Origin of the sequence: Corynebacterium sp. HFH0082 (assembly GCF_000411235.1) — a bacterium.
Classification (GTDB): Bacteria; Actinomycetota; Actinomycetes; order Mycobacteriales; family Mycobacteriaceae; genus Corynebacterium; species Corynebacterium jeikeium_D.
In genome coordinates, this window is sequence record NZ_KE150404.1 from 427427 (window position 1) to 450439 (window position 23013).

Consider the following 23013-nt stretch of genomic DNA (forward strand, 5'->3'; position numbering starts at 1 on the left):
TGAGCAGCGAGAGAAAACATTAACAAACAATTAACCAGAAAGTCAAACCAACGACTCCCAGCGGCTAACCGCACGAAAACATTTCCCCCACATCAGCCAACCAAACACATAAACTGCCTGGCCGCGCTGACCTCCAGATACATTACACACATGCCCCTATTTAAGCGAATCCGCTGGTAGGACCTGGAAAACGAATCACTTTAGTTAACTCTGTACGCCAGATTTGAGCCTTCCTACGGCTCGGGCGCTGCTTTTCAGCAACTCAGCAATCGACCAATTACTTAGTCAGAGCCGCCTTGTCACCTGCGAGTCGTCGCCAAGCAGTGGCAGATGCGACACCCATCAGCGCACCCGCCCCCAGAAACACGCTGCCTGCACCCATCGCGGTAGCACCCACACCAGCAACCGGCGGCAGGATGACCTGCGCCAAGCGGTTACCCATTAGCCGGATGGACAACGCCTGAGCACGCACCTCGGCATCCACCAGGGAACTCACCCACGTCATCGACATGGGCATCACAAAGCCCCAGGCCAAACCGCAGATACCAACAGCAATAACCATGAGCCACGCACTCTGCAGCCACGGCATAGCCAAAAGCGGCATGACACCGGCACAAACTGCAATGATAAGGACCCGATTGCGATTAGCTTTGCGCAAAACAGTCGGCATGAGGGCTCGGGAAATAATCGCAAGACCACTACGCGCACCAAGGATCGCCGTCACCTCGGCAACACTAAAGCCCAGTTCACGTCCCAGCACCGGCACATATGCCGTCAACAGGTCAATGGCTACGATGACCGCAATTGAGACAGCCATGGCGCTGGACATGCCATCGATACGCAGGATGCTTAAGACCGATGCGCCACTGGCTTCGGCCTGCGCCGGTCGCCTCTCCTCCATCCGGCTGCGGCCGCTAACAGTCGACGCCGGAGAATACTCAGTTGAGCTAGCAGCTTGCACTTCGGCGGCTGCATTTGCTTCGTGCCATCGATAAGCAGTTGCGACCGGCCAGCCGATGACCAGGGCGATCGCACCGATTCCCGTCATCGTCCAGAGCGCGGAAGTGGTGGCGGTCATGGCGCTGCCGTCGTGGTTGGGAGTGAGCAGACCCGCACCGACGATGCCGAGGAACTGCCCGACGGAGATTCCAAGCGTGAAGTATGCAAAGAGGCTATCAAGCCCGGCGACGCCGCCACGCAGGTGCGAAACCATGCCTTGAGCGGCGATGAGCGTGGTCATGTGGGCAAAACCCAGGGCCACGTAGCCGATCAGAAGAATAGGTAGGTTCGGCGAGAGCGACATTACTGCTGCAGCGATGACGGTGGCGACGAGACCGGAGTACATGACTTCGGTGGCACGATGGCTGTCGACAAGCTTGCCGGCGGGAAGCGCAATAATAAGAGGTACAAGTGAAAATGCGGCAGTGAACCAACCGACGGTGGCGGCGGAACCGCCAAAATCGAGGACTCGCCAAGAAAGCAGCACGCGACCGCCGTTGAAAACCGCTTGCCCCAACACAGTAATGAGAACCAATAGGCCGAACCAGCGTCTCATACCTGTTTGTAACTCCCCTTCTCCTGTGTGGTCGCACTCTTCGCGGGGCGATTTCTTTGCACGTCAATACCTAAATTGATCGGTGCTTTCTCGTCGGCTCGCACTTCTGCCAACCCGCGAAGAACGGTCAAAGCAATGCGGCTTATTAAGAATAGTCCCTGAAGTTAAACATGTTTAGCGCATAGAATGAATTATTCGGGCATCCTTGTCGATGTAACCGGTTTTCTTATTTAGTTAATAAAGAATCAGGAATTAGGAGCCATGCTTGAACGCACATTGGTGTTCGTCGATACGTCATATTTACTGGCGAGCTTTTACAACTCGTGGGAAACCGGAGCCCGCGGGCAATTAGAAATCGACCTTAGAGAAGTAGTTAGTGTCCTTGACCGAATGATTAACCAGCAGCTGAACCAGCCAGTTCAGCGGCAACTTTGGTACGACGGCATCCCGGAGTCGGGGCCGCATCGTTACCAGCGCTCACTGCGCACGATTGATGGTGTGCAGCTGCGCGCAGGTCAGCTCATTGAATGGGGTGACCGACGGACGCAGAAGGCCGTCGATACTCGGCTCGTCGCAGACATGGTTGTCGCCGGCCTGCGCAACCAAGTTTCCGATATCGTGCTGGTCTCGGGCGATGCGGACATGCTGCCCGGCGTCGCTGAGGCTTCGGCTGCCGGTGTGCGTGTGCATCTCTACGGCTTCGGCTGGGACTCCATGTCCGGTGCACTTCGCCATGCCTGCGATTCGACGACAATCCTCGATCCCCGCGAGGACTTCGCCGACGCCATGCAGCTCAATGTCCTCGAAGGCCCAATCCCGCCGGTCGTCCGCACGAATAAGCCGCTGGGCGATGCCGAACCAATCGAAGATCTCGGCGCTACCTGCGTGCCGGATACGCGCATCACTCCTCCGGGCGAGGGCTCGCTTGACGACGGCACGGAGAACACTCCCTCCGCCGCCGACGGTGACGCTGCTTCGCCGGAGGCCGGCACTCCGGAGGTTCCGCAGGACCAGCGCGTTGTGCCATCCCCCACGGCTGACAGCGACTCCGACTGTCGCAGCGAAGACAATGCCGCAGCCACGCCGACGGCCAAGGCCGACTCGCCGAAGTTCAACGAGGTCGAGCACGCGGCCAAGATGGGTGCCCGGGAAATCCCGGCGCAGGCTGAGCACCGCGCTGAGGTAGAGCGCACCGGCGGTTCGGAAGCTACACGGGTGGATTCCGCTGCTTCGGGCGTTTCGGCTGCCTCACCAGCGCAGCCAACGCAGCCAGCACAGCCTTCTCCAGCGACCATGCCCGGCGCGACAGTCAACACTGGCAGTGGGGCTGGTAACGACACTGTGAACAACACCGGAGCCGAGCATGCAGGCGCGTCTGCCTCCGATTCCGCGTCGTCGACTGCAACCGGCAGTGGGGAGTCGGCGACGGAGCCGTCGACAAGCGAAGACGGTGCCAACGCGAGTACACCAAAACCAAGCCCGCGGCCGAATCCTTCGATGATGGCGCCAAGGAGGAAGCTGCGTAGTCGATACGTGCCCCTGCCGAACGAGGTGTGGGCATCCGCGGGTTTCCAGACGCCGTTCGATGTGGGACAGCAGTACGCGAACTGGTGGTACGAGAATATTGCGAACGAGCAGGCGCGCGATAGTGCCCACTTGCTCTCTGGTGGTGGGCTGCCGCCGGACATTGATCGTCCGCTGCTGCAGTTTGCGTGCGAAACCCTGCACGAATACACGCTGACGGAGACGCAGCGCGTCAATCTGCGCGATGGTTTCCACGCCGGTATCCGCGGGGTGCTGCTCGCGCGGAAGAACGGCGAATTGGAGAAGTAGCGCGTCTCACGGCTTCGGCAGTTTCGGCGGCTTCGGCGCTGCCGGCGCTACTGTCGCTGCTGGTGCGGCTGACGCGAGAAAGTGTCGGGGTTTATGGCAGTTTAGGGTGGTTTTTCCCGCTCAAACTGCCATAAACCCCGACACTTTCTTGTTGGCGATTGTTGGCAACTAGTGAAGGCTACTTCACTTCGTCTGCGTCTGTTGTGGTGTCCTCAACGGCCTCGGCAGCCTCGGAGGACTCCAGCTCGCCGGCATTATCCTTCGCGGCAGAACCGGATTCGAGAGCAGCGCTTTCATTATTCATCTGGGCACGAATTTCGGCCAGACGCATGTCAGCAGCGGCATCGCGAGTCGAAGTCTCGATCTCAGCCATACGACCTGCCTGTGAGGATTCCGCGAGCTCCTGAGCGCCCAACGCATTAGCGTAGCGGCCTTCAATCTTCTCACGGACCGAATCCAAAGTCGGCACATTCGGATCCTCGGAAATACCCTGCATGCTCTGGAGAGTCTTCGACGCGGTCTCTTGCATCTTGGCCTGATCGGCCTGCGACTCCAGCTTGCGGATATCCTGCTTAATCTGCTCGTAGCGAGCCTGCGACTGCTGCGCCTGACGCTGTGCCTCCTCAGCAGCAGATACGGCCTGCTGGTGGAGCTGCGTAGTATTTTCCAGCTCCTTTTCAACATTCACCAGCTGGGTGGCAAACACCTCAGCAGTGCTTTCCATCTTCTGTGCAGTGGCCTCATCGCCCTTGGCACGAGCTTGATCCGCATTGGCGAGTGCCTGCCGGGTGTTCTCGGTAATCTTGTCACGCTCAGAGGTCAACCGCCCCAGCTGCATTTCCAGCTGATTGCGGTTGCCGATGATAGCCGCAGCCTGACGCTGAATCTCCTGATGGCGCTGACGCTCGGCCTCAGCTGCCTGTGCAATCTGAACCTTAGGATCCGCATTGTCTTCGATCTTCTTATCGAACGAAGACATCATGTACTTCCAGCCCTTGGCAAATGGATTAGCCATGCAAATCCAACCTTCCTCAACATATGCGGAATAACTAATCGGAACCGAGAAGATTCCATCTCTTAAAAAATTGTACGTGAGCTAGCTCGCTCTCTCTCGGCAAACGGAAAGAGCTGGTTACCGACAAGCAAGACTCCCCCAGAGTTGTAAACTCTCTAAACATGGTTCATTGCCCTCAACGCGCGTACCGCGGACTGGCCGCGAGTCTCGCCGCGGTAATTACTCTGTCAGCAACTGCGCCGCTGGCTAACGCGACAGTCACCGCAACTGCTGACTCCACCGATACCGGTGCATTTTCGCAGGTAGTCGTAGCAGCTCCATCGTCAACGGAGCCGGCTAAGCCCTCCGACGCAAAAACCAAGAAGACCACCGAAAAGCCAGCTGAAAAGGCTCCCGAGAAGAGCACAGGGCGAACCGCAGAGAAGTCGGCGGAACAGTCGGCTGAGAAGTCGGCAGAGAAAACCTCTTCACCGACATCGGAAACGTCCTCGACGGAGCCGTCGGAAAGCACTGTGAAAAGTGAGCCGAAGGAGTTTCCCCCACTTGTGCCAGGGGCGAAGACCCAGTGGGGCCTTGGCGTGCAAACTCGTCTCGACGAAGTGACCGAGAAGTTCGATGCTAAGGGCGGCATGCTCGGCATGGGCATTCTGGATCGCCAGACCGGTGAGTTCATCTGCAACTCACACTGTGATGATGTTTTTCGCCTTGCCAGCCTGATGAAGGTATTCGTCGCCGACGTTGTGGCCTATTCCAACTACACGCAGCCGAAGAAGGGCGAGATCGTCGCTGGCCAGGGCGATATGCCGGTTGAGGGCAACCCCGACGCCATGTTGCGCGACGACATGATTCGATACTCCAACAACGAAGCAACTGACGAGCTGTGGGATTCCTACGGCGGTGTACGCATCGTTGACAATGTCCGGCAGCGCTACGGCCTGTCGGATAAGACTGTCGGCTCACCTATGTGGGGAGCTACCACCAGTACGCCAGCCGACATGGTTGCCTACTTTGACCGGATGCTGAGCGAAGAAGGCGGGCTGAGCGACACGGAGACCAAATACATGCGTCAGCTGATGTACTCACTGCCGCGCTACTCCTACGGCGATGCAGACCAGAACTTCGGTCTGCGTGCAGCGCTACCGAAGGAAACGATTGCCAACAAGTCCGGTTGGTACGAAGAGCAGCACACCACTGCCGGATTCCTTGGCGACGATGACCGTTACGCTATCGCGGTTCTGGGCAAAAACCTGACCGCCAACGAACTCACCGAAGCTGTCAAGCACGTGTTCCCAGACGGGCAGGTTCTGCCAACAGGTGAGAAGGAGACAAAGCACGCCCGCACCAGCGCACCACTGTCGATTGAGGAGGACTCAAACAAAGTCGCTCCAGCCCTGTGGGCGCTAGTAGCAGCACTCGCTGGCTTTGGTATTGGCTGGCTCATTCGTGGCCAGCGCGCGGACTAGATACAAAAAGCCCCCGCGCGCTTGAGGGCTAGTTCAGGCGCGGGGGCTTACGCGGAAGTGCTCCAAGTCGGAAAACGCACAGTATGCGGGCTGAACCGCAGAGTTTACTCGGTAGCGCTATCCTGTGCGGCCTGCTCGGCAATTTGCGCACGGACATCATCCATGTTCAGCTCCGAAGCCTGGCCAACCAGATCGCTCAGGGCGGCCTCCGGCAGCACACCAGAGTGCTGGAACAGCAGGATTCCCTCGCGGAAAACAAACAGCGTCGGAATCGACTGAATGCCCAGGGCTGCCGAAACCTCCTGGTTGGCATCGGTGTCCAGCTTTGCGAACACTACCTCTGAGTGCTTCTCGGAAGCCTTCTCATAAATCGGGGCGAACTGGCGGCACGGACCGCACCAGGATGCCCAGGCATCAACGAGCACGATGTCGTTGTTCTGAATAGTCTCAGCGAAAGTCTCGTTCGTAATATCAACAGTTGCCATGGGTCTAACTCCTCTTACTCTTTAACGTCGTGTTCTAACTTCACGTTCTTTACGTAGGTTTTTACCCGTTAGTCTCCCACAACGCACGCGGGGGTCGTTTCATTCCCGCCGGGTTCGCGGGAACGTCGTAAAGCGGCGCGTGCTAGTGGTTGATGCGGACAGTGTTGGCCTGTTTACCCAGGCCATCGATGGTGATGACCATTTCCTGGCCATCCTGAAGGTAGGTCTGCGGGCTCATGCCGTGGCCAACACCCGCCGGCGTTCCCGTGGAGATGACATCGCCCGGGTTCAGCTGCACGAACTGTGAGATGTAGGCGATCAACTTCGCCGGGGAGAAAACAAGGTCCGCAATCGGTGCATCCTGGCGCAGCTCTCCGTCGACGTATGTGCGCACCCGCGCGGAGTCCGCATCGAAAGCATCGGCCGTGAGCATCCACGGCCCGAAAGCACTGGCGCGCTGCAACGTCTTCCCCTGTAGCCACTGCGCGGTAGCGTACTGGAAATCGCGCTGAGTGAAGTCATTCATAATCGCGTACCCAGCGATAGCGTCCTGTGCCTGCTCCTCCGACACCCGCAGGCAGGTCTCGCCGACGATAACCGCGAGCTCGCCTTCGTAATCGAGCTTCTCCGCGCAGGCCTCCGGCACTCGGATATCATCCTTCGCACCGGCGACGGCATCGGCAAACTTCGCGAATAACGTTGGCACCTCGGGGCGCTGGTGCCCCATCTCGTCGATGTGTGCGGCATAGTTCAAGCCGACGCAGACGATTTTGCCCGGCCGCGTAATCAGCGGTGCGAACGCCCACGCGCTCTCCGCCATGACGTTGTCAGGGTTGTTCCCCGCCTCCGCCAAGAGTTCTTCCGCTTCACGACGCCACGTTGGCCGCGCTAACACATCTCCGAGACAGTGGTCATCAAAAAGGACCGCTACGCCGTCGCCGAGAACAGCGGCGCGGGTTGCACCCTGGTATCGCAACGTTGCTAGACGCATGGCTTTCTCATTTCTTCATGGCTATTCTCTGTGTCACTTCTGCCGCCTGATCGGCTCCCGGTTCCACGCTACCGCCTTGTTGAGCTGAATTAGGAAGCAGGTTCGCTCTTAGGCTGCCGCGGAGCCTCGCCTTCAGGCAGGGAAGAAGGATTCTGACTGCGCTGAAGGGCACGCTGCCCCGGCGTAGTCATGCGCACTACCCACGCAGGACGGACAAAGAGCCACCCGGCACCGATGGCAAGCAGCAACCTGTGCAGACCAAGACACAGCATCGCCGCAATGATAGTCACCAGCGGCGTCATGATGACTAAGTGTGGGTCCTTCGGCAGGATGAGGTCACAAATAATCATGACCACAACCAACATTGGAATGTGCATGAGGAAGATAGGCAGCGTTCGGCCGCCAACCTTTTCAAAAGGCACAACTAGGCGAGTGTTCTGCAGCATCGCCATGACATTGATTGCAGCCAGTGCGCCAGTGGTGGACAGGTACACGCGGGTGAAGCCGACGTTGCCTTCGTTAAAGCTCGAGTAGGTCGCCTGCACCCAGATTGCCACCGACAGGAACGCCGTCAGTGTCACTAGCAGTGAGAGGCCGCTGCGACGCTGTGCCATCCGGAAAACCCAGGGCGCACCGTACATGCCCAGCACGTAGAAGAACAGCATTTTGCTGACGAAGTCCCACGACCAGCTGGACGAGGCAAAAGGTGCCCATGCACTAATGAGGCCTGTAACGATGAGCTGAATCACCGGATGTACCCAGCGAAATGCTCGTGTGAGAATTGCAAACAGCGCCAGCGCCCACAGGAACCACAGGTAGGAAGTTGGTTCGATGATCGCGTGAAGCGTGTTGTAAATTCGCGGCCCCCACGCGCTATGGTCTGTAATCGGCGCCGGAGACACTATGCCATCGGCATCCACGTGCGTATATGGCATGAGGAAAAGCACGAAGTCACGCAGTGGAACCCAAATCACGTAGAGATAGACCATCACCCAGATTCGGCGATTGGCTAACTTATGCCACGACTCCTTGAGTGCCTTACCGGCGAACAGACCAGATAACAGGAAAAACAGCGGCATACGGATTGGTCCGAGGAAGAAGTTAATCCCCGCCCACTGCGCCGTGTAGTAACCGTGCGCTTGCAGCTCTGTGATGGCATGGCCAAGCACAACTAAAAGAATGCACAGCCCCTTAGCCGCATCTACCCAACCGACGCGCTGTTTCGGCGCACTCTTCTGCCTTTTCGCTTTGGCCTCCGCTGCCACGGGAGCGGCAGTTGGTGACATAGTGCTTCCCCGCTTCCCGACGACTCCGCGTAACCCTCAAAACCTTCAAAACCATCAACGCACGAAAACTCGCCCCATTGACTGTCACTCACCTTACCTAGCCACCCGGATTGCACTAATTCTGGGTGGCTAGGCCAGGCACCTAGAGAGAACCGCTGGGCTCCTCCGCCAGGTTGGCGAACCTGGAGTAATGCAGCTGGTGGGCCACAGCAATGCTTCCGGTCGGTCCACCACGGTGCTTTGCGACGATAATATCCGCCTCACCAGCACGTTCATGGTCAGCCTCCTGCGAGTCCGGCCGGTAAATCAGCATGACGATATCGGCATCCTGCTCCAGCGAACCCGACTCACGCAGGTCCGAGACCTGTGGCTTCTTATCTGTGCGAGCTTCCGGACCACGATTCAGCTGCGAAATTGCAATCAGCGGTACCTCGAGCTCCTTCGCCAACAACTTGAGCTGACGGGAGAACTCCGAGACCTCTTGCTGCCTGGACTCGACTTTTTTACCCGAGCTCATCAGCTGCAGGTAGTCGACCACAATCATCTTCAGATCGTGCTTCTGCTTCAGCTGACGTGCCTTCGCGCGAATTTCCATCATGGTCAGGTTCGGCGAGTCATCAATAAACAGCGGAGCATCGCGGATCTTGTCGCCGACCTCGACCAACTTGGTCCAGTCCCGCTCATCCAGGTCACCGGAGCGCAAAGAAGCCATGTTGATCTTCGCCTCTGCGGACATGATGCGCATCATGATTTCGTTGCGCGACATTTCCAACGAGAAAACTGCGCTGGTCATGCCGTTGCGAATCGAGGCCGAACGCATGAAGTCCATCGCCAGCGTGGACTTACCCACACCCGGGCGAGCCGCAATAATCACCATCTGACCTGGGTGAAGACCGTTCGTCAGCTTGTCCAGGTTAGTAATTCCCGTCGGCACACCCTGCGCCAGACCGCCGTTTTGGGTAATAAGATCCAGTTCCTCCAGTGTGTCATCCAGGACATCGGCGATGGGAACGTAGTCATTCTTCGTGTTCTCACGTCCAACGCTGAAGATGAGCTGCTGCGCCTCATCCACCAGCTGCTCCGGCTCCGTGTCCTCCGCGCCCGCATAGCCAATCTGGGCGATTTTCGTGCCGGCCTCGACCAGGCGACGGATTGTCGCCTTCTCCGCAACAATGCGGGCATAGAACTGCGCATTCGCCGCCGTTGGAACCAGGGAGGCCAAGGTGTGCAGGTACAGCGGACCACCGATACGCTCCAGGTCTCCAGTTCGATCCAGACGACCTGCCAGCAAAATAGGGTCAATTTCCGAGGACTCACCGTAGAGGTGCAAAATCGCCGAGTAAATCGTCTGGTGGGCTGGCCGGTAGAAATCCTCCGGCGTCAGCTGCTCGTACACATCCGCGACGACCTCTGAGTTCAGCAGCATCGCGCCGAGCACACTCTGCTCCGCCTCGATATTGTGCGGCGGCGTGCGCTCAAAAGTCGCGCCCGCGACGGCACTCGCACGAGCGCCACGACCGCGGTCTCGCTCCCAGTCCCGCGCCCCAGATCCGCTTGCCGACGATCCGTTGCCCGAGCTCTGCGAGAAAGAATACTCCTCCGGTGGCGCATCCTCTACCGGCGGTTCCGGGGGCAGCGGAACGTCATCGAAGGAATCATCGTGGGAATTCACCGAGTAGGAGGACGCCTCGTCCCCTGCTCCGGAATGACCACTATCACCTACAGGCTGACTCATCGTGAGCAGCTCCTCCCCTTCTGGACCACTTAGGTGCCTTTTCAACCCTGTTGCTGACTGACCATCACACTCAATATGTCTGTTCGGACCGCCAGCAGTGGACACCTGACTACCTACCGCAGTTATACCTGTTCGAGCGGATTGATGGACCTGTAAAAGTACCCTTGGAGTCCCCAGAAAACAATCTTCTACGGTGTTTATCCCCGAAGTTATCCACAGCACCTGTGGATAAGCCTGGGGAGAACATGTGCACAATCAAGAAAAGTCCAGGTGAACGGTCCGTAACCCTAAACCGCCGCTTGAATGTTAACGGGGGTAGCGGAGTTTCAATCCGAAAATATTCTATCTACGCAGGTCAGTGCGTATTTGCCTTAATCCTGCACAAATGTAATCCTCTGCTACCCCTTTAGCATCGATGCTGCTCATGCGGAGATTATTAACGATGAATTAATAAAAATCTCGCGCTCTCCAGAAAAGTTATCCACGGCAGCCAGGCAAGTTACCCACAGGTCTATCCACAGCAATCGTCGTTAGCCTGTGGACAAGTCGTAGACGCTCTTTCCAGCACCTGCGTAAAAGGCTTTAAACCAGCCTTAAACCACGAAAAGCCCCGACCTTTCACTACGAAAGATCAGAGCTTCACGTGTGCTGTTGTCATTGGGCCTCAGAGCCCGCGCAGTCTTTAAACGCGGTGCTCGTCAGCCGCCGTCAAAGTAAAAACTCTAAACCGCGAACTTACGCGGCGACGACCTGTACGGAAACATGCGCGGTAATCTGCGGGTGCAGCGCGATGTCAACGGTGTGCTTACCAAGGGACTTGATCTGGCTCGGAGCAAGCACGACTGCGCGCTTGTCGATAGCCTGACCGGAAGCCTTACGAACTGCATCGGCGATGTCACCCTTGGTGACAGAACCGAACAGCTTGCCATTTTCCGAAGCCTTCACAGCAACGGAGACGTTGTCGAGCGAATCAATCTTCTGCTTGACTTCACGTGCATGGTCGAGGTCGCGGATAGCGCGAGCCTCCTGGGCACGACGAATGCCCTCGATCTGCTTTTCTGCGCCGCGGGTGGCAACAATTGCCAGTCCGCGAGGAAGCAGGTAGTTACGTCCGTAGCCGGCCTTGACCTCAACGATGTCGCCTGCGACACCGAGCTTGTCAACGTCGGCGGTGAGGATCAGCTTCATGATCCCTGCCTTTCGCTGGATATGTCTTTAAAAGATTTTGAGAATTGTGGATGCTAAATCTGCTGCAAACTAGTCACGTAGTGCCGTGGCTGGAAGGAGTTTAGAACGGAGGCTCATCGCCGCCGAAGCCGCCACCGGCCGGAGGAGCTGAGTTCCACGGATCTTCCGCAGGAGCTCCGCCACCAAAACCGCGATCGCTCTGTCCACCCTGGTTGCCCTGGTTTCCACCAAAGCCACCGCCGAAACCACCACCGGCATTTCCACCCTGGCCGCGGTTGCCGCCGCCAAAGTTTCCACCGCCGTTGCGTGGAGTGCGCGTGACCTGAGCTCGAGCGAACTTCAGGGACGGGCCCACCTCATCGACCTCAACCTCAAAGACGGTACGACGCTCGCCCTCGCGGGTCTCGTAACTGCGCTGGCGCAGACGACCCTGGACGATGACGCGCATGCCCTTGGAGAGACTTTCGACAGCGTTCTCCGCTGCCTCACGCCACAGGCTGCAGGTGAGGAACATGCCCTCGCCGTCAACCCACTGGCCATCTCGGTACACCCGCGGAGTCGACGCAACGCGGAAATTCGCCACGGCGGTGCCATTCTGGGTGTACTTAAGCTCCGGGTCAGCAACCAAGTTGCCAACCACCGTGATTTGTACGTCTCCCTGAGCCATGCTTCTTCTCCTCGGTTGTATTCTGTCGAGCTGATGATGGGGCTTTCGCCCGCTATCCTACGACTTTCGCATTACCGGTGTGTCCCATTCGAGCACTCTGGTTACGCAAATATGACGCAGATTAACGATCAACCCGCAGCACCTTGGTGCGCAGGATGCTGTCGTTCAGATTCAGACGACGGTCGAGTTCCAGCACGGTTGCGGACTCGCAGGTGAGGTCGACGACAACGTAGATGCCGTCTTCCTTCTTCTCGATCGGGTAGGCGAGGTGGCGCTTACCCCAGATGTCCACCTTCTCCACCTTGCCGTTCTCCTTGCGGACAACGTCGAGGTACTTCTCCAGGGACGGGCCTACGGTGCGCTCATCCTGAGACGGATCGATAATAATCATTACTTCGTAGTGACGCACGGACCTCATCACCTCCTATGGTCTAGTTCTTGTATTTCGGCTACACAGCGTGGTGCGCTGGCACTGTCTTTCATGCCAACCGCTATGCAGCAGGAGGATCGTTGCGTCAAGCAACCCTGCCAGGGTACCGCAGGCAGAGGTATATGTCCTAATCGCAGGCGCCATCGGCAAGCAGTACTGGCAAGCGGTGTCAGGGCGCCGAATAGAAAGAGACGCACACAGAGCTACTGCGTGCGCCTCTTTGAATTGTGAAGTTGTCGCGTGCTTGGTGGGCAGTTAACGCTCTAGCAACTGACTACCTGGCCTGCGTCCTACATTGATGTCGAGGAAGCATGTGCCAACGCAATAATCACCGGAATGACTGTCGCGAATAGGAAAGCTGCCAGGCACAGAGCCCAAATGATTGCCGGTTTCCACTTCTGCATGAAGCCCCAAAAGGCCGTGCCGAACATCAGGAAGCCAATCGCGACGCAGACGATGGTGAAAATCACCCACGTGTCCACTTACTGTCCACCTCCAGGGTTACCGGGGTCTCCGCCGCCTTCATTGCCACCGCCGAAACCACCGCCTCCCGGAATCGGGATGGGCAGTAGGTCAGCGATTCCGCCGCCACCGCCTCCGCCATCGCCACCCGGAACCGGAAGCGGTGCAGGCTGCTCCTCGGAGGACTCAGAGGTCGACTCCTCGGCCGACTCCTCTTCTGTGGTCTCCGGGGCATAGCCCTGGTCATAGCCAGAGTCAGAGGTCGACGGCGCCTGGTACTGCGGCGCACCTGCGACACCACCGATTGGCTCCGGCTTGGTGAAGTACTCAAAGTCCTCGTTAGACAGTGCGTTATCCATGGTGTACTTCCACAGATCGCCCGGGGTTTGCGAGCCGTACATGATGCCACCATAGGAGTTGTAGAGCGCCGAACCATCGACGTTGCCAACCCACACTGCAGTCGACAGCTGCGGTGTCGAACCGATCATCCACGCATCCTTGTTCTGGCCGGTGTCACCCAACTGCGTAGTACCGGTCTTGGCGGCCGACGGGCGACCACCACTCAAGGGCTTGTTGCTGTAACCGGCAATAGGCTCCATGGCCGATATCATATTGGTGGCCACTGCCTTGGAAACTCGACGGTCGCCCTTGTCAGCGTTGGACTCGTAAACAATCTCGCCCTTGGAGTTTTCGACCTTCTCTACGAAGTGAGTCTGCTGATAGACGCCATCGTTAGTCAGGGTAGCCAGACCAACGGCCATATCCAGCGGACGTGAGAGGTACTGACCCAGGGCGATACCGTCCTGCGAGTGACCGTTGTCGTCCATCAGAGTCTTTTCAATACCCGGGATGGACTCAGCCACGCCCAGACGATGAGCCATTTTGGCGGTGTCATCCGGACCATTCTTCAGGTCGCGCTGCAGGCGAATAAACGGGGTGTTCAGCGACTGCTTCAGGGACTCATAAAGCGGAAGCACGCCACCGCCGGCACCGCCGTCGTTGTGCAGAGTGACGTTACCGGACTGCACAGGTGCCGAAGAGTACTGCGCGGTCAGTGGAATACCTTGATCGAGAGCTGCTGCCAGCGCAAAAATCTTGAAAGTAGAGCCGGTCTGCAGACCGCTGTTTGCGTAGTCCCAACCAGTCGGATCGTCGCCACCGTAGTAGGCGCGGACAGCACCGGTCTTCGGCTCCACCGAAACGATGGCGGCACGCAAACCCGTTGACTGATCGACGTAGTTTTCCATCGCATCCAGGGCAGCCTGCTGCACCGTCGGGTCAATGGTCGTCGTAATGCGTAGACCGCCAGTGTTGACCTCCTGCTCGGAGATACCTTCGCGCTCCAACTCAGCCAGAACCTGATTCTTAATCATGGCAGCCGGGCCGGGCTCCGGAGCCTGCTTCGGCGCCAACGCCGGATCGATGGTCTCCGGGTACTGCATTCCCGCGCGGTCCTGCGGCGAGACGATGTTCATCTCCACCAGGCCATCGAGGACGTAGTTCCAACGCTGCTCAGCCTCCGGGCGGTTAGTCCACGGATCCAGTGCAGATGGACGCTGAATCGAGGCTGCCAGCACAGCACCCTCTTCGGCATTCAGCTCACCGACTTCCTTACCGAAGTAGGCCTTCGACGCTGCCGCGATACCGTATGCGTTACGACCAAAGTAAATCGTGTTGAGGTAGGCCTCAAGGATTTCGTCCTTAGTCCACTCCCGCGCCATCTTCGCCGACATGACCAGTTCCTTGGCCTTACGGGTCAGCGTGCGCTCATTGCCCACCACAGCATTCTTGACGTACTGCTGCGTAATGGTCGAGCCGCCACCGGCACTGGAATTACCAGTCACGACTCCCAGAGCCGCACGGGCATAACCAGTCAAGGAAAAACCCGGGTTGGTATAGAAATCACGATCCTCAGCTGCCAGCACTGCATTGCGTACAGCATCCGGCACCTTGTCGATAGTGATGTTGCTTCGGTTACCGCCCTCGGGGACGATGCGCGTGATTTCCTTTTCACCACTGCGGTCATAAATCACCGCAATCTGGCTATTGGCCAACTCCTCTGGCTCCGGCACGTCCGTTGTCGCATAAGCAACACCGAACACAACTACCGGCAACAGCACGACCAGCGCCACGGCTAGACCGAGCCACGCTAAAATTCGCCGCTTATTATCAGTCGGCTGTTCTTCTTGCGCCATCGAGCTTTCCTCTTCATGGTCATCTGGTTCATGGTCATCTGGGGCGTACTGCCCCTTCTCCGGGTCCGGCTCGCTTGCCGACGTCATCTCTGAATCGGTAGCCAGACCCTCGTCACTGCCACCGACCGAAACAGCATCAATGCTGTCGCTGGAATCGTCGTCAAGCGATGCGTCATCGGAGCGTGCGTGCGTATTGAAGGAATCAGCATCCGGCTGATCCCACCACTCGCCTGATGAATTAGAACCCTGGCCCTCGTGAGGGCTGTTAGGACCGCCTGGACTATCGGGTCGATCATTGCTCACGGGTGCTCTCCCTAGTTTTCTGACTCTTCTCGAGCTGCCTGAAGTGTCCGGGTCAGGAAACTCCACTTGCAGTCGGGGCACACCTCAACTTCTTTGACGGTGCACGAACCATATTCATTAACTATTGCGGATAATTCGTTTTCAGTACAAGCAGAGCCGGAACGACGGCCCAAGTTTTCTCCGAACACCCAGAATACGAGTCGGAGGTCGAATTTGCGACATACTGGGCACTCTTCCTGGGACTTTCTGCCGTGAAAACGCGCGGCAGCGACCAGCCGAGCATCGGCATCACAGAGTGATTTCCGTGAAATCTCCCCTGCACGCCACTGCTCCAATAACTGCTTTTTGAGCAAGGAGTGATCGATCTCGCCCTGCCATGTCATCACGAAGACAGATTAGCAGGCGCGTGCGGGCTGATTTCACCCCCGCTTTATCGGTAAACACATGCCCCCTCACGGTTCGGGCATCGGCAAAAAACGCATAAAGGTATAACGTCACGCTCGTTACCTCAATGCGTGCACCCACTCACGGCCGCACCGCTGGCGTAAGGCCCTGGTGCGGGTTCTGATGCTAGGTTCTGATGCGAGTTCCCGGTGTGAGTTCCCGGCGCGAGGTCAAAGCCTCCGAGCACATAGTTTCAAGGAGAATTACCAAATGAGTTCAATTCGCGTCGCTATCGTCGGCGTCGGCAACTGCGCCTCCTCCCTGGTGCAGGGTGTCGAGTTCTACCGCGATGCAAAGCCCGATGAGACCATTCCTGGCCTCATGCACGTCGTCTTCGGCGACTACCACGTCTCCGATGTCGAGTTCGTCGCAGCTTTCGATGTTGACGACAAGAAGGTCGGCAAGGACCTCTCCGAGGCCATTGTTTCCTCCGAGAACTGCACCATCAAGATTGCCGATGTCCCGACTCTCGGCGTTGAGGTTCAGCGCGGCCCGACCCTGGATGGCGTTGGCAAGTACTACGCGGACACCATCGACGAATCCCCGGCTGAACCGGTCGACGTTGTTCAGGCGCTGAAGGATGCCAAGGTCGATGTCCTGGTCTCCTACCTGCCGGTCGGTTCAGAACAGGCTGACAAGTTCTACGCACAGTGCGCCATTGACGCTGGTGTAGCTTTCGTCAATGCCCTGCCGGTCTTCATCGCTTCCGACCCGGAGTGGGCCAAGAAGTTCGAAGACGCAGGGGTTCCGATTGTCGGCGACGACATCAAGAGCCAGGTCGGCGCAACCATCACCCACCGCGTCATGGCCAAGCTATTTGAGGACCGCGGTGTTCGCCTCGAGCGCACCCTGCAGCTCAACGTCGGCGGCAACATGGACTTCAAGAACATGCTCGAGCGCGACCGCCTCGAGTCCAAGAAGATCTCCAAGACCCAGGCCGTCACCTCCAATCTCACCGGTCCACTGGCCGGCAAGATCGATGACCGCAACGTCCACATCGGCCCGTCCGACTGGGTGGACTGGCTGGATGACCGCAAGTGGGCCTACGTCCGACTCGAGGGCAAGGCCTTCGGCGAGGTGCCGCTGAACCTTGAGTACAAGCTCGAGGTCTGGGACTCCCCGAACTCCGCTGGCATCATCATCGATGCTGTTCGCGCTGCCAAGATCGCCAAGGATCGCGGCATCGGCGGCCCGGTCTACGCCGCTTCTTCCTACCTGATGAAGTCCCCGCCGAAGCAGCTTGCCGACGATGTTGCGCGAGCACAGCTCGAAGCGTTCATCAAGGGCGAAGACTAAAAGGCACAAGCACTCAAAGGTATAAGCCAGCAGCTCCGAGAGCATGTTCCTTGAAAAGCGTCAGCCGGTTACCCATGCGGTAGCCGCTGGCGCTTTTGTGCTTCTCTCTCCCCTATCCTCCCCGCGTCTCTTCCACGCCTTCTCGCCCTACTCGCTGCTGCGCCCATCTCGTCCCCGCCATGGATGCGTGCGCTGCAGTCGTCGTAAAGCTGACAGCAATACACCCGCGAGGGTTGATCCGCGAGATATATCACAAGCCAAAAGGGTTCGCGAGAGTAGCCGCATGGCTACCTCCAACCCAAAGTTCTAAGTACAGAAGAAGTGACACTTTAGGGGGTTTCTGCCAGCACCGAAAAAACCTTATACGCAGATAGGTTTAATGCTTTGTACTGGGGCTTTAGATGATTGGTGGAAGATTCCTGGTGATTTCATTGCCGAAATCACCAGTTGTAGAAAAATAAATAGCACCCCAAATAAATTTCGTATTGGCAACTAGCACTGTTCGCATATAACATCGTCGCTATGACATTATCTTCGGGCTCGATTGGCAATCCTGATGCCGTTACTCCTCTGTCGCTCGCTAAGCGCATTCGCCCTCTTCTGACTCGCGCTGAGCTGCTCTACAGCCGCCGCTCCTCGGAGTCCCAGCTCAGCCGCGCGCAGCTGTCCATCATGATGACCCTGGAGGCACTGGGTGCCTGCCGTATCAGCCAGTTGGCTGAGGCCGAGGCCATCCGCATGCCCACCGCCTCCAACGCCGTGCACCACTTGGAGGTCGCCGGCATGGTGGAGCGCGTCCGCGACAGCAAAGACCGCCGTGGCGTCCGCGTTGAACTGACCGACCGTGGCCGTGAAGAGCTGCACCGCGTTTCTGAAGAGCGCAATCAGCAGATGGCTGAGATGTTCAGCACGCTGACCCAGGAAGAGCTGGAGTTTGGCGCTGGTCTTGAGACGATTCTGTCCAAGATCCTCGAAAACTACCCGGAGCACCCAAAGACAAACCCAAGCGTCTAGTCTCTTTTCCAGCTAGCCCTGCCACCTTTAAGCCCACAGGCAGGATACATAGCTTTTACACTTCCTCGGTGCCGTTTTAAATATGCCCGCCTATCCACGTAGGCTATTACCCAGAAGCACCACTTGGATATTTCTGAGTAATCACAGGAGGATTAGCGATGGCTTCCCGCCCGCTTCGTATCATGATTGCGTGGCGTCCAGGCGAGTACGGCACCGAAACGCTTGCTTACGCCGCTTGGTTAGCTCGCACCACGAAGGTGCAGATTCGCGTTGTCAGCGCACTGTCGCGTGGCTGGCCGCTGACCTCACTGGCTCGGTTGAGCACCAATGACTCCTGGGTTTCCCACGAAACCGAGTCTCTTGAAAAAATCATCAAGGATGAGCTAAAGCTCGCTGGCCTGCGCAAGGGCATGCTTGACGACGATGCCGTACGGATCATCGAATCCTCCAGCGAATCCACAACTATCTGCAACGAAGCCGAAGAATTCGAAGCCGATGTGGTTTTGCTTGGCACCCGCCGAAGCAATACCAAGGACTGGACCGCCAAGAACCGCAGTCGCTTTACTGCGGGATCAACCTCGGATGCGCTGCTGCATTACTCGCCAATCCCGCTGGGATTGGCGATCCCCGGCGCGAAGCTTTCTAAGCACGGTGTGACCCGTGTCAGCATTTGCTACATTGACACCCCACAGTCGCACCACGCATTGAATAAGGCTGCTGACCTGGCATATCGCTGGGAAGTTCCCCTGCGTTTGGTCTCGTTTACGCCGCGTGGTGCGACCATGTACCCGACGGAGAACGGCTACGGCCCCTCCTCTGACCTGATGATTGAGTGGCGCGAGCAGGCTATGGGGCTGCTCGACCGCGGTATCGACCGCGCACATACCCGTTACCCAGACCTTTCCGTTGATGCGGAAGTGGCGTCCGGCAACGGTTGGGAAGAGGCCATTCAGTCCATCAAGTGGAAAAAGGGAGACTTGCTCGTTTTGGGTTCGTCTACTCTTGGCCCATTCGGGCGAATTTTCATCGGCTCGTCGACTAACCACATCGTTCGCCACAGCCCGGTGCCAATGCTGATTACTCCGGCCTAGTATGGCAGGCACATCAGACGGCATTTAGAGGCGAGGGGAGCAGATGGTGGATAATTCATCGGAACGCAGTACACCAGGGCGCAATGAGGATGAAATCTTCGACGAGCTTGAGCGCAAGATGTATTCCGGCAAGCGCGCCTACATCTACACCGCGGGTGTGATTCTTACGACGCTGCTCGCGGGCCTCATTATTGGCATCGCCGGCGCCATTGTCGGTGGCCCCACCTGTGATGCGGGTAAGTCCAGCTTCCTCTGCTCCCGCACTTGGGAGATCCTTTTCCCCGTTGTCCCGGGCGTAATCTCCCTGGTCGGCTGCCTTTTGGGCTTTTGGCAGACCTACGTGGAGTGGAAAAACTTCCGCAACTGGCGCGCGTGGCTCGCTATGTGCTGGGTGCTCATGCCCTTCACTTTGATGTGGATGCTCTCCACATTCGGCGTCCTGATTCTGGGCGTTAAGTAGGGGTAAGAGGCGGCCAGCCTCGGAGCCACCCCTTGAGGCTTTTGCGAGAAAGTCTCAAGCGAGAAAGTGTCTGGGTTTATGTCAAATTTGAGCCGATTTTAGGCTTCAAACTGACATAAACCCAGACACTTTCTTGTAGGCATTAGCCTCCCGGCTACTTCTTCACAACCAGGTTGACCATCTTGCCCGGAACGACAATGACCTTCACGATATTGCCACCGGCGTTCTCCACAGCTGCGACAACCTTTTCGTCGGCACGCGCGACGGCCTCGATGTCCTCGCGGGAAGCATCGGTAGCCACGTCAATGCGAGCGCGAACCTTGCCGTTAATCTGAACTGGCAGCTCAACGGTGTCGTCGACCAGCCACTTCTCGTCAACTGCCGGCCACGGGCCGTGTGCCAGGGACTCGGTGTGGCCGAGACGGCTCCACAGTTCCTCCGCAATATGCGGCGCCACAGGGCCAAGCATGAGGGCCAGCGGCTCCACGGCGGCGCGCGGTGCACCGGCCGAACCGTAGGTCTTAGTCAGGTAGTTGACGTACTCAATGAGCTTTGCGACGGCCGTGTTGTCACGCAGCTCTGCGTAGTCAGAGGTAACCCCTTCCACGGTGCGGTTGAGCGCCTTGAGGTCGTCGTCGGAAAGCGCTGCGTCCGTGACGGCGAGCTCCCCGGAGTCCTCATTGACCACCAGGCGCCAAGCGCGCTGGAGGAAGCGCTGCGAGCCGACCAGATCCTTCGTCGCCCACGGGCGGGAGGTGTCCAGCGGACCCATGGCCATCTCGTAGACGCGCAGGGTGTCGGCGCCGTAGTTGTCGCAGACCTCGTCGGGGGAGACAGCGTTCTTCAGGGACTTGCCCATCTTGCCGTACTCCTGGAAGACCTCCAGGTCAGAGCCGTCTTCGGCGCCGCCCGGGATGAGGAACTTACCATCGCGCTCAACAACCTGATCCGCCGGCTGGTAGACACCACGGGCATCGGTGTAGGCGTAAGCCTGGATGTAGCCCTGGTTGAACAGACGGCGGTACGGCTCCTTGGAGGTCACGTAGCCGAGGTCGAAGAGGACCTTGTGCCAGAAGCGGGAGTAGAGCAGGTGCAGCACTGCGTGCTCGACGCCACCGACGTAGAGGTCGACGCCGCCTGGGTCGTCCTTACCGTGAGTCTCTGGGCGGGGGCCGGTCCAGTAGCGCTCGTTTTCCAGGTCAACGAACTCCTCAGCGTTATTCGGGTCGATGTAGCGCAGCTGGTACCAGGAGGAACCTGCCCAGTTCGGCATGACGTTGGTGTCACGGCGGTACTTCTTCTTGCCATCGCCGAGATCGAGCTCGACATTGACCCAGTCAGTGGCCTTGTCCAGTGGAGCCTTTGGCTCGGTGTCGGCATCGTCCGGGTCGAAGGTGACCGGCTTGTAGTCCTCGACCTCTGGCAGCTCGACCGGAAGCATGGACTCGGGCAGCGCGTGGGCGTGACCGTCCTCGTCGTAGACGATGGGGAAGGGCTCGCCCCAGTAGCGCTGGCGGGCGAATAGCCAGTCGCGCAGCTTGTACTGGACCTTCTCGTGACCAGCACCTTCCTTCTCCAACCACTCAATGACGGTGGCGATGGCGGTGTCCTTGTCCAGGCCATTGATGTCCAGGCCGGAATCATTGGCGGAGTTCACGCACGTACCGTTACCGACGTACGCCTCCTTTGCAATGTCACCACCTGCAACAACCTCGCGGATTGGCAGACCGAAGGCAGTGGCGAACTCGTAGTCGCGCTCATCGTGGGCCGGGACAGCCATGATGGCACCGGTACCGTAGCCAATCAAGACATAGTCGGAAATGAACACCGGCACCTGCTCACCGCTCACCGGGTTGGTGGCGTAAGCGCCCAGGAAGACACCGGTCTTTTCCTTGTTCTCCTGGCGTTCCAGGTCGGACTTGGAGGCAATTGCGGCGCGGTAAGCGGCGACGGCCTCGGCTGGGGTTTCCTTGCCGAAGGTCCAGCGCTCATCCACGCCCTCGTAGGTACCGCTGCCGGCTTCGACCAGCTGATCCACCAGCTCGTGCTCAGGAGCGAGCACCATGTAGGAGGCTCCGAAGAGAGTGTCCGGGCGAGTGGTGAAGACCCTGATCTTGGTGGAGACCTTCGGGCCGACCTCGGCTGTGAAGTCGACCTCGGCACCGCGGGAGCGGCCAATCCAGTTGCGCTGCATGGACTTGACCTTGTCCGGCCAGTCCAGCAGCTCCAGGTCGTCGACCAGACGGTCAGCGTATGCGGTGATGCGCATCATCCACTGGCCCAGCCGCTTGCGGAACACCGGGAAGTTACCGCGCTCCGAACGGCCCTCGGCGGTCACTTCCTCGTTGGACAGCACAGTGCCGAGGCCCGGACACCAGTTGACCATCGAATTCGACTGGTAGACCAGACGGAACTCATCCACGGCTTCGCGTTGCTCGGTCTCGCTGAGCTCAGCGTAGACGCGACCATCCTTGGTAGCCATCTCGCCCGACTCCAACAGTGGAATCAGCTCATCGATGCGGCGAGCCTTCTTCTGATCTTCATCGAACCAGGCGTTGTAAATCTGCAGGAAAATCCACTGCGTCCACTTGTAGTAGTCCTGGTCAGTGGTCGCGAAAACACGGCGGCGGTCATGGCCAAGTCCCAGGCGGCCCAGCTGGCGCTCCATGTTGGCGATATTCGTTTCCGTCGTCACGCGCGGGTGCGTACCGGTCTGGATTGCGAACTGCTCCGCCGGCAAGCCGAAGGCGTCGTAGCCCAGGGTGTGCAGCACGTTTGCGCCCTGCATGCGGTGGAAGCGCGCGAAGACGTCGGTGGCGATGTATCCCAGCGGGTGGCCTACGTGCAGACCGACACCGGACGGGTACGGGAACATGTCCTGTACGAAAAGCTTGTCCTTCGGCGGAGTCGAGCCGTCGGCAGCTGCCAAATCGCCCACCGGGTTGGGGGCGTAGAAGGTGCCGTTATCTTTCCAATACGCCTGCCACTTTCCCTCTAGCTGAGTCGCCAGCTCGGGGGAGTAGCGGTAGTCGGTGGCTTCTGCCGAGGACGAGGACTTTTCGCTGTTGGTCATGGTCTCACAGTCTAATAGGTGCGTTTG

The 23013-nt window shown here is 58.4% G+C and carries 19 protein-coding genes; 6 read left to right on the forward strand and 13 right to left on the reverse strand.

Annotated elements, in window-relative coordinates:
• Window positions 1–277: 277 nt before the first annotated feature.
• Window positions 278–1555 carry an MFS transporter gene (locus HMPREF1206_RS01775; RefSeq protein ID WP_016421696.1) on the reverse strand — a complete coding sequence of 426 codons (1278 nt, stop codon included), beginning with the start codon at window positions 1553–1555 and terminating at the stop codon, window positions 278–280.
• A gap of 261 nt (window positions 1556–1816) precedes the next feature.
• On the opposite strand from HMPREF1206_RS01775, the gene HMPREF1206_RS01780 reads away from it, so the two are divergent.
• Window positions 1817–3388: an NYN domain-containing protein gene (locus HMPREF1206_RS01780; protein WP_016421697.1), complete on the forward strand. Its 1572-nt coding sequence runs from the start codon at window positions 1817–1819 to the stop codon at window positions 3386–3388.
• Between the two features lie 178 nt (window positions 3389–3566).
• Here the strand turns inward: HMPREF1206_RS01780 and HMPREF1206_RS01785 are convergent, their stop codons facing one another.
• Window positions 3567–4403, reverse strand: a complete 837-nt coding sequence (locus tag HMPREF1206_RS01785; protein ID WP_016421698.1) for a PspA/IM30 family protein — start codon at window positions 4401–4403, stop codon at window positions 3567–3569.
• A gap of 161 nt (window positions 4404–4564) precedes the next feature.
• On the opposite strand from HMPREF1206_RS01785, the gene HMPREF1206_RS01790 reads away from it, so the two are divergent.
• Window positions 4565–5866: a serine hydrolase gene (locus HMPREF1206_RS01790; RefSeq protein ID WP_016421699.1), complete on the forward strand. Its 1302-nt coding sequence runs from the start codon at window positions 4565–4567 to the stop codon at window positions 5864–5866.
• A 104-nt stretch (window positions 5867–5970) separates the two neighbouring features.
• Here HMPREF1206_RS01790 and trxA read toward each other — a convergent pair whose 3' ends face one another.
• The 10 genes from trxA to HMPREF1206_RS11070 form a co-directional block, all read right to left on the reverse strand.
• Window positions 5971–6351, reverse strand: coding sequence for a thioredoxin (trxA, locus tag HMPREF1206_RS01795; protein WP_016421700.1), 381 nt, complete (start codon window positions 6349–6351; stop codon window positions 5971–5973).
• Between the two features lie 142 nt (window positions 6352–6493).
• Window positions 6494–7342 (reverse strand): fumarylacetoacetate hydrolase family protein, encoded by an 849-nt coding sequence (locus HMPREF1206_RS01800; protein ID WP_016421701.1) that lies wholly within the window; start codon window positions 7340–7342, stop codon window positions 6494–6496.
• A gap of 89 nt (window positions 7343–7431) precedes the next feature.
• Window positions 7432–8628: an acyltransferase family protein gene (locus HMPREF1206_RS01805; RefSeq protein ID WP_016421702.1), complete on the reverse strand. Its 1197-nt coding sequence runs from the start codon at window positions 8626–8628 to the stop codon at window positions 7432–7434.
• Between the two features lie 142 nt (window positions 8629–8770).
• Window positions 8771–10363 carry a replicative DNA helicase gene (gene dnaB, locus HMPREF1206_RS01810; RefSeq protein WP_016421703.1) on the reverse strand — a complete coding sequence of 531 codons (1593 nt, stop codon included), beginning with the start codon at window positions 10361–10363 and terminating at the stop codon, window positions 8771–8773.
• Window positions 10364–11098: 735 nt separating this feature from the next.
• Window positions 11099–11551, reverse strand: a complete 453-nt coding sequence (rplI, locus tag HMPREF1206_RS01815; RefSeq protein WP_005511982.1) for a 50S ribosomal protein L9 — start codon at window positions 11549–11551, stop codon at window positions 11099–11101.
• Between the two features lie 100 nt (window positions 11552–11651).
• Window positions 11652–12218 carry a single-stranded DNA-binding protein gene (locus tag HMPREF1206_RS01820; protein WP_005511984.1) on the reverse strand — a complete coding sequence of 189 codons (567 nt, stop codon included), beginning with the start codon at window positions 12216–12218 and terminating at the stop codon, window positions 11652–11654.
• Between the two features lie 121 nt (window positions 12219–12339).
• On the reverse strand, window positions 12340–12627 hold the full coding sequence (gene rpsF / locus HMPREF1206_RS01825; protein WP_005511978.1) for a 30S ribosomal protein S6: 288 nt from the start codon (window positions 12625–12627) through the stop codon (window positions 12340–12342).
• A gap of 311 nt (window positions 12628–12938) precedes the next feature.
• A complete protein-coding gene (locus tag HMPREF1206_RS01830; RefSeq protein ID WP_016421704.1) occupies window positions 12939–13130 on the reverse strand; it encodes a hypothetical protein in 192 nt (63 codons plus the stop codon).
• A complete protein-coding gene (locus HMPREF1206_RS01835) occupies window positions 13131–15608 on the reverse strand; it encodes a transglycosylase domain-containing protein (RefSeq protein WP_016421705.1) in 2478 nt (825 codons plus the stop codon).
• Window positions 15609–15619: 11 nt separating this feature from the next.
• Window positions 15620–15991, reverse strand: coding sequence for a DUF5318 family protein (locus HMPREF1206_RS11070; protein ID WP_224783765.1), 372 nt, complete (start codon window positions 15989–15991; stop codon window positions 15620–15622).
• 271 nt (window positions 15992–16262) lie between these two features.
• Here HMPREF1206_RS11070 and HMPREF1206_RS01840 point away from each other — a divergent pair, with 271 nt between their 5' ends.
• The 4 genes from HMPREF1206_RS01840 (at window position 16263) to HMPREF1206_RS01855 (ending at window position 19913) form a co-directional block, all read left to right on the forward strand.
• Window positions 16263–17348, forward strand: coding sequence for an inositol-3-phosphate synthase (locus HMPREF1206_RS01840; protein WP_016421706.1), 1086 nt, complete (start codon window positions 16263–16265; stop codon window positions 17346–17348).
• A 522-nt stretch (window positions 17349–17870) separates the two neighbouring features.
• A complete protein-coding gene (locus tag HMPREF1206_RS01845; protein ID WP_016421708.1) occupies window positions 17871–18362 on the forward strand; it encodes a MarR family winged helix-turn-helix transcriptional regulator in 492 nt (163 codons plus the stop codon).
• Window positions 18363–18520: 158 nt separating this feature from the next.
• Window positions 18521–19453, forward strand: a complete 933-nt coding sequence (locus HMPREF1206_RS01850) for a universal stress protein (protein WP_016421709.1) — start codon at window positions 18521–18523, stop codon at window positions 19451–19453.
• A 43-nt stretch (window positions 19454–19496) separates the two neighbouring features.
• A complete protein-coding gene (locus tag HMPREF1206_RS01855; protein ID WP_016421710.1) occupies window positions 19497–19913 on the forward strand; it encodes a hypothetical protein in 417 nt (138 codons plus the stop codon).
• Window positions 19914–20067: 154 nt separating this feature from the next.
• On the opposite strand, the gene leuS is transcribed toward HMPREF1206_RS01855, so the two are convergent.
• Complete coding sequence (gene leuS, locus HMPREF1206_RS01860) at window positions 20068–22986, reverse strand: leucine--tRNA ligase (protein WP_016421711.1); 2919 nt, start codon at window positions 22984–22986, stop codon at window positions 20068–20070.
• Between the last annotated feature and the right edge of the window lie 27 nt (window positions 22987–23013).

What these genes read in the sequence shown, in the direction of transcription:
- dnaB (WP_016421703.1), bottom strand. Translation starts at nt 10,363, where the DNA reads ATGAGTCAGCCTGTAGGTGATAGTGGTCATTCCGGAGCAGGGGACGAG.
- HMPREF1206_RS01785 (WP_016421698.1), bottom strand. Translation starts at nt 4,403, where the DNA reads ATGGCTAATCCATTTGCCAAGGGCTGGAAGTACATGATGTCTTCGTTC.
- rplI (WP_005511982.1), bottom strand. Translation starts at nt 11,551, where the DNA reads ATGAAGCTGATCCTCACCGCCGACGTTGACAAGCTCGGTGTCGCAGGC.
- HMPREF1206_RS01800 (WP_016421701.1), bottom strand. Translation starts at nt 7,342, where the DNA reads ATGCGTCTAGCAACGTTGCGATACCAGGGTGCAACCCGCGCCGCTGTT.
- HMPREF1206_RS11070 (WP_224783765.1), bottom strand. Translation starts at nt 15,991, where the DNA reads ATGACATGGCAGGGCGAGATCGATCACTCCTTGCTCAAAAAGCAGTTA.
- leuS (WP_016421711.1), bottom strand. Translation starts at nt 22,986, where the DNA reads ATGACCAACAGCGAAAAGTCCTCGTCCTCGGCAGAAGCCACCGACTAC.
- trxA (WP_016421700.1), bottom strand. Translation starts at nt 6,351, where the DNA reads ATGGCAACTGTTGATATTACGAACGAGACTTTCGCTGAGACTATTCAG.
- HMPREF1206_RS01850 (WP_016421709.1), top strand. Translation starts at nt 18,521, where the DNA reads ATGGCTTCCCGCCCGCTTCGTATCATGATTGCGTGGCGTCCAGGCGAG.
- HMPREF1206_RS01775 (WP_016421696.1), bottom strand. Translation starts at nt 1,555, where the DNA reads ATGAGACGCTGGTTCGGCCTATTGGTTCTCATTACTGTGTTGGGGCAA.
- HMPREF1206_RS01805 (WP_016421702.1), bottom strand. Translation starts at nt 8,628, where the DNA reads ATGTCACCAACTGCCGCTCCCGTGGCAGCGGAGGCCAAAGCGAAAAGG.
- HMPREF1206_RS01820 (WP_005511984.1), bottom strand. Translation starts at nt 12,218, where the DNA reads ATGGCTCAGGGAGACGTACAAATCACGGTGGTTGGCAACTTGGTTGCT.
- HMPREF1206_RS01855 (WP_016421710.1), top strand. Translation starts at nt 19,497, where the DNA reads ATGGTGGATAATTCATCGGAACGCAGTACACCAGGGCGCAATGAGGAT.
- HMPREF1206_RS01840 (WP_016421706.1), top strand. Translation starts at nt 16,263, where the DNA reads ATGAGTTCAATTCGCGTCGCTATCGTCGGCGTCGGCAACTGCGCCTCC.
- HMPREF1206_RS01845 (WP_016421708.1), top strand. Translation starts at nt 17,871, where the DNA reads ATGACATTATCTTCGGGCTCGATTGGCAATCCTGATGCCGTTACTCCT.
- HMPREF1206_RS01790 (WP_016421699.1), top strand. Translation starts at nt 4,565, where the DNA reads ATGGTTCATTGCCCTCAACGCGCGTACCGCGGACTGGCCGCGAGTCTC.
- HMPREF1206_RS01780 (WP_016421697.1), top strand. Translation starts at nt 1,817, where the DNA reads ATGCTTGAACGCACATTGGTGTTCGTCGATACGTCATATTTACTGGCG.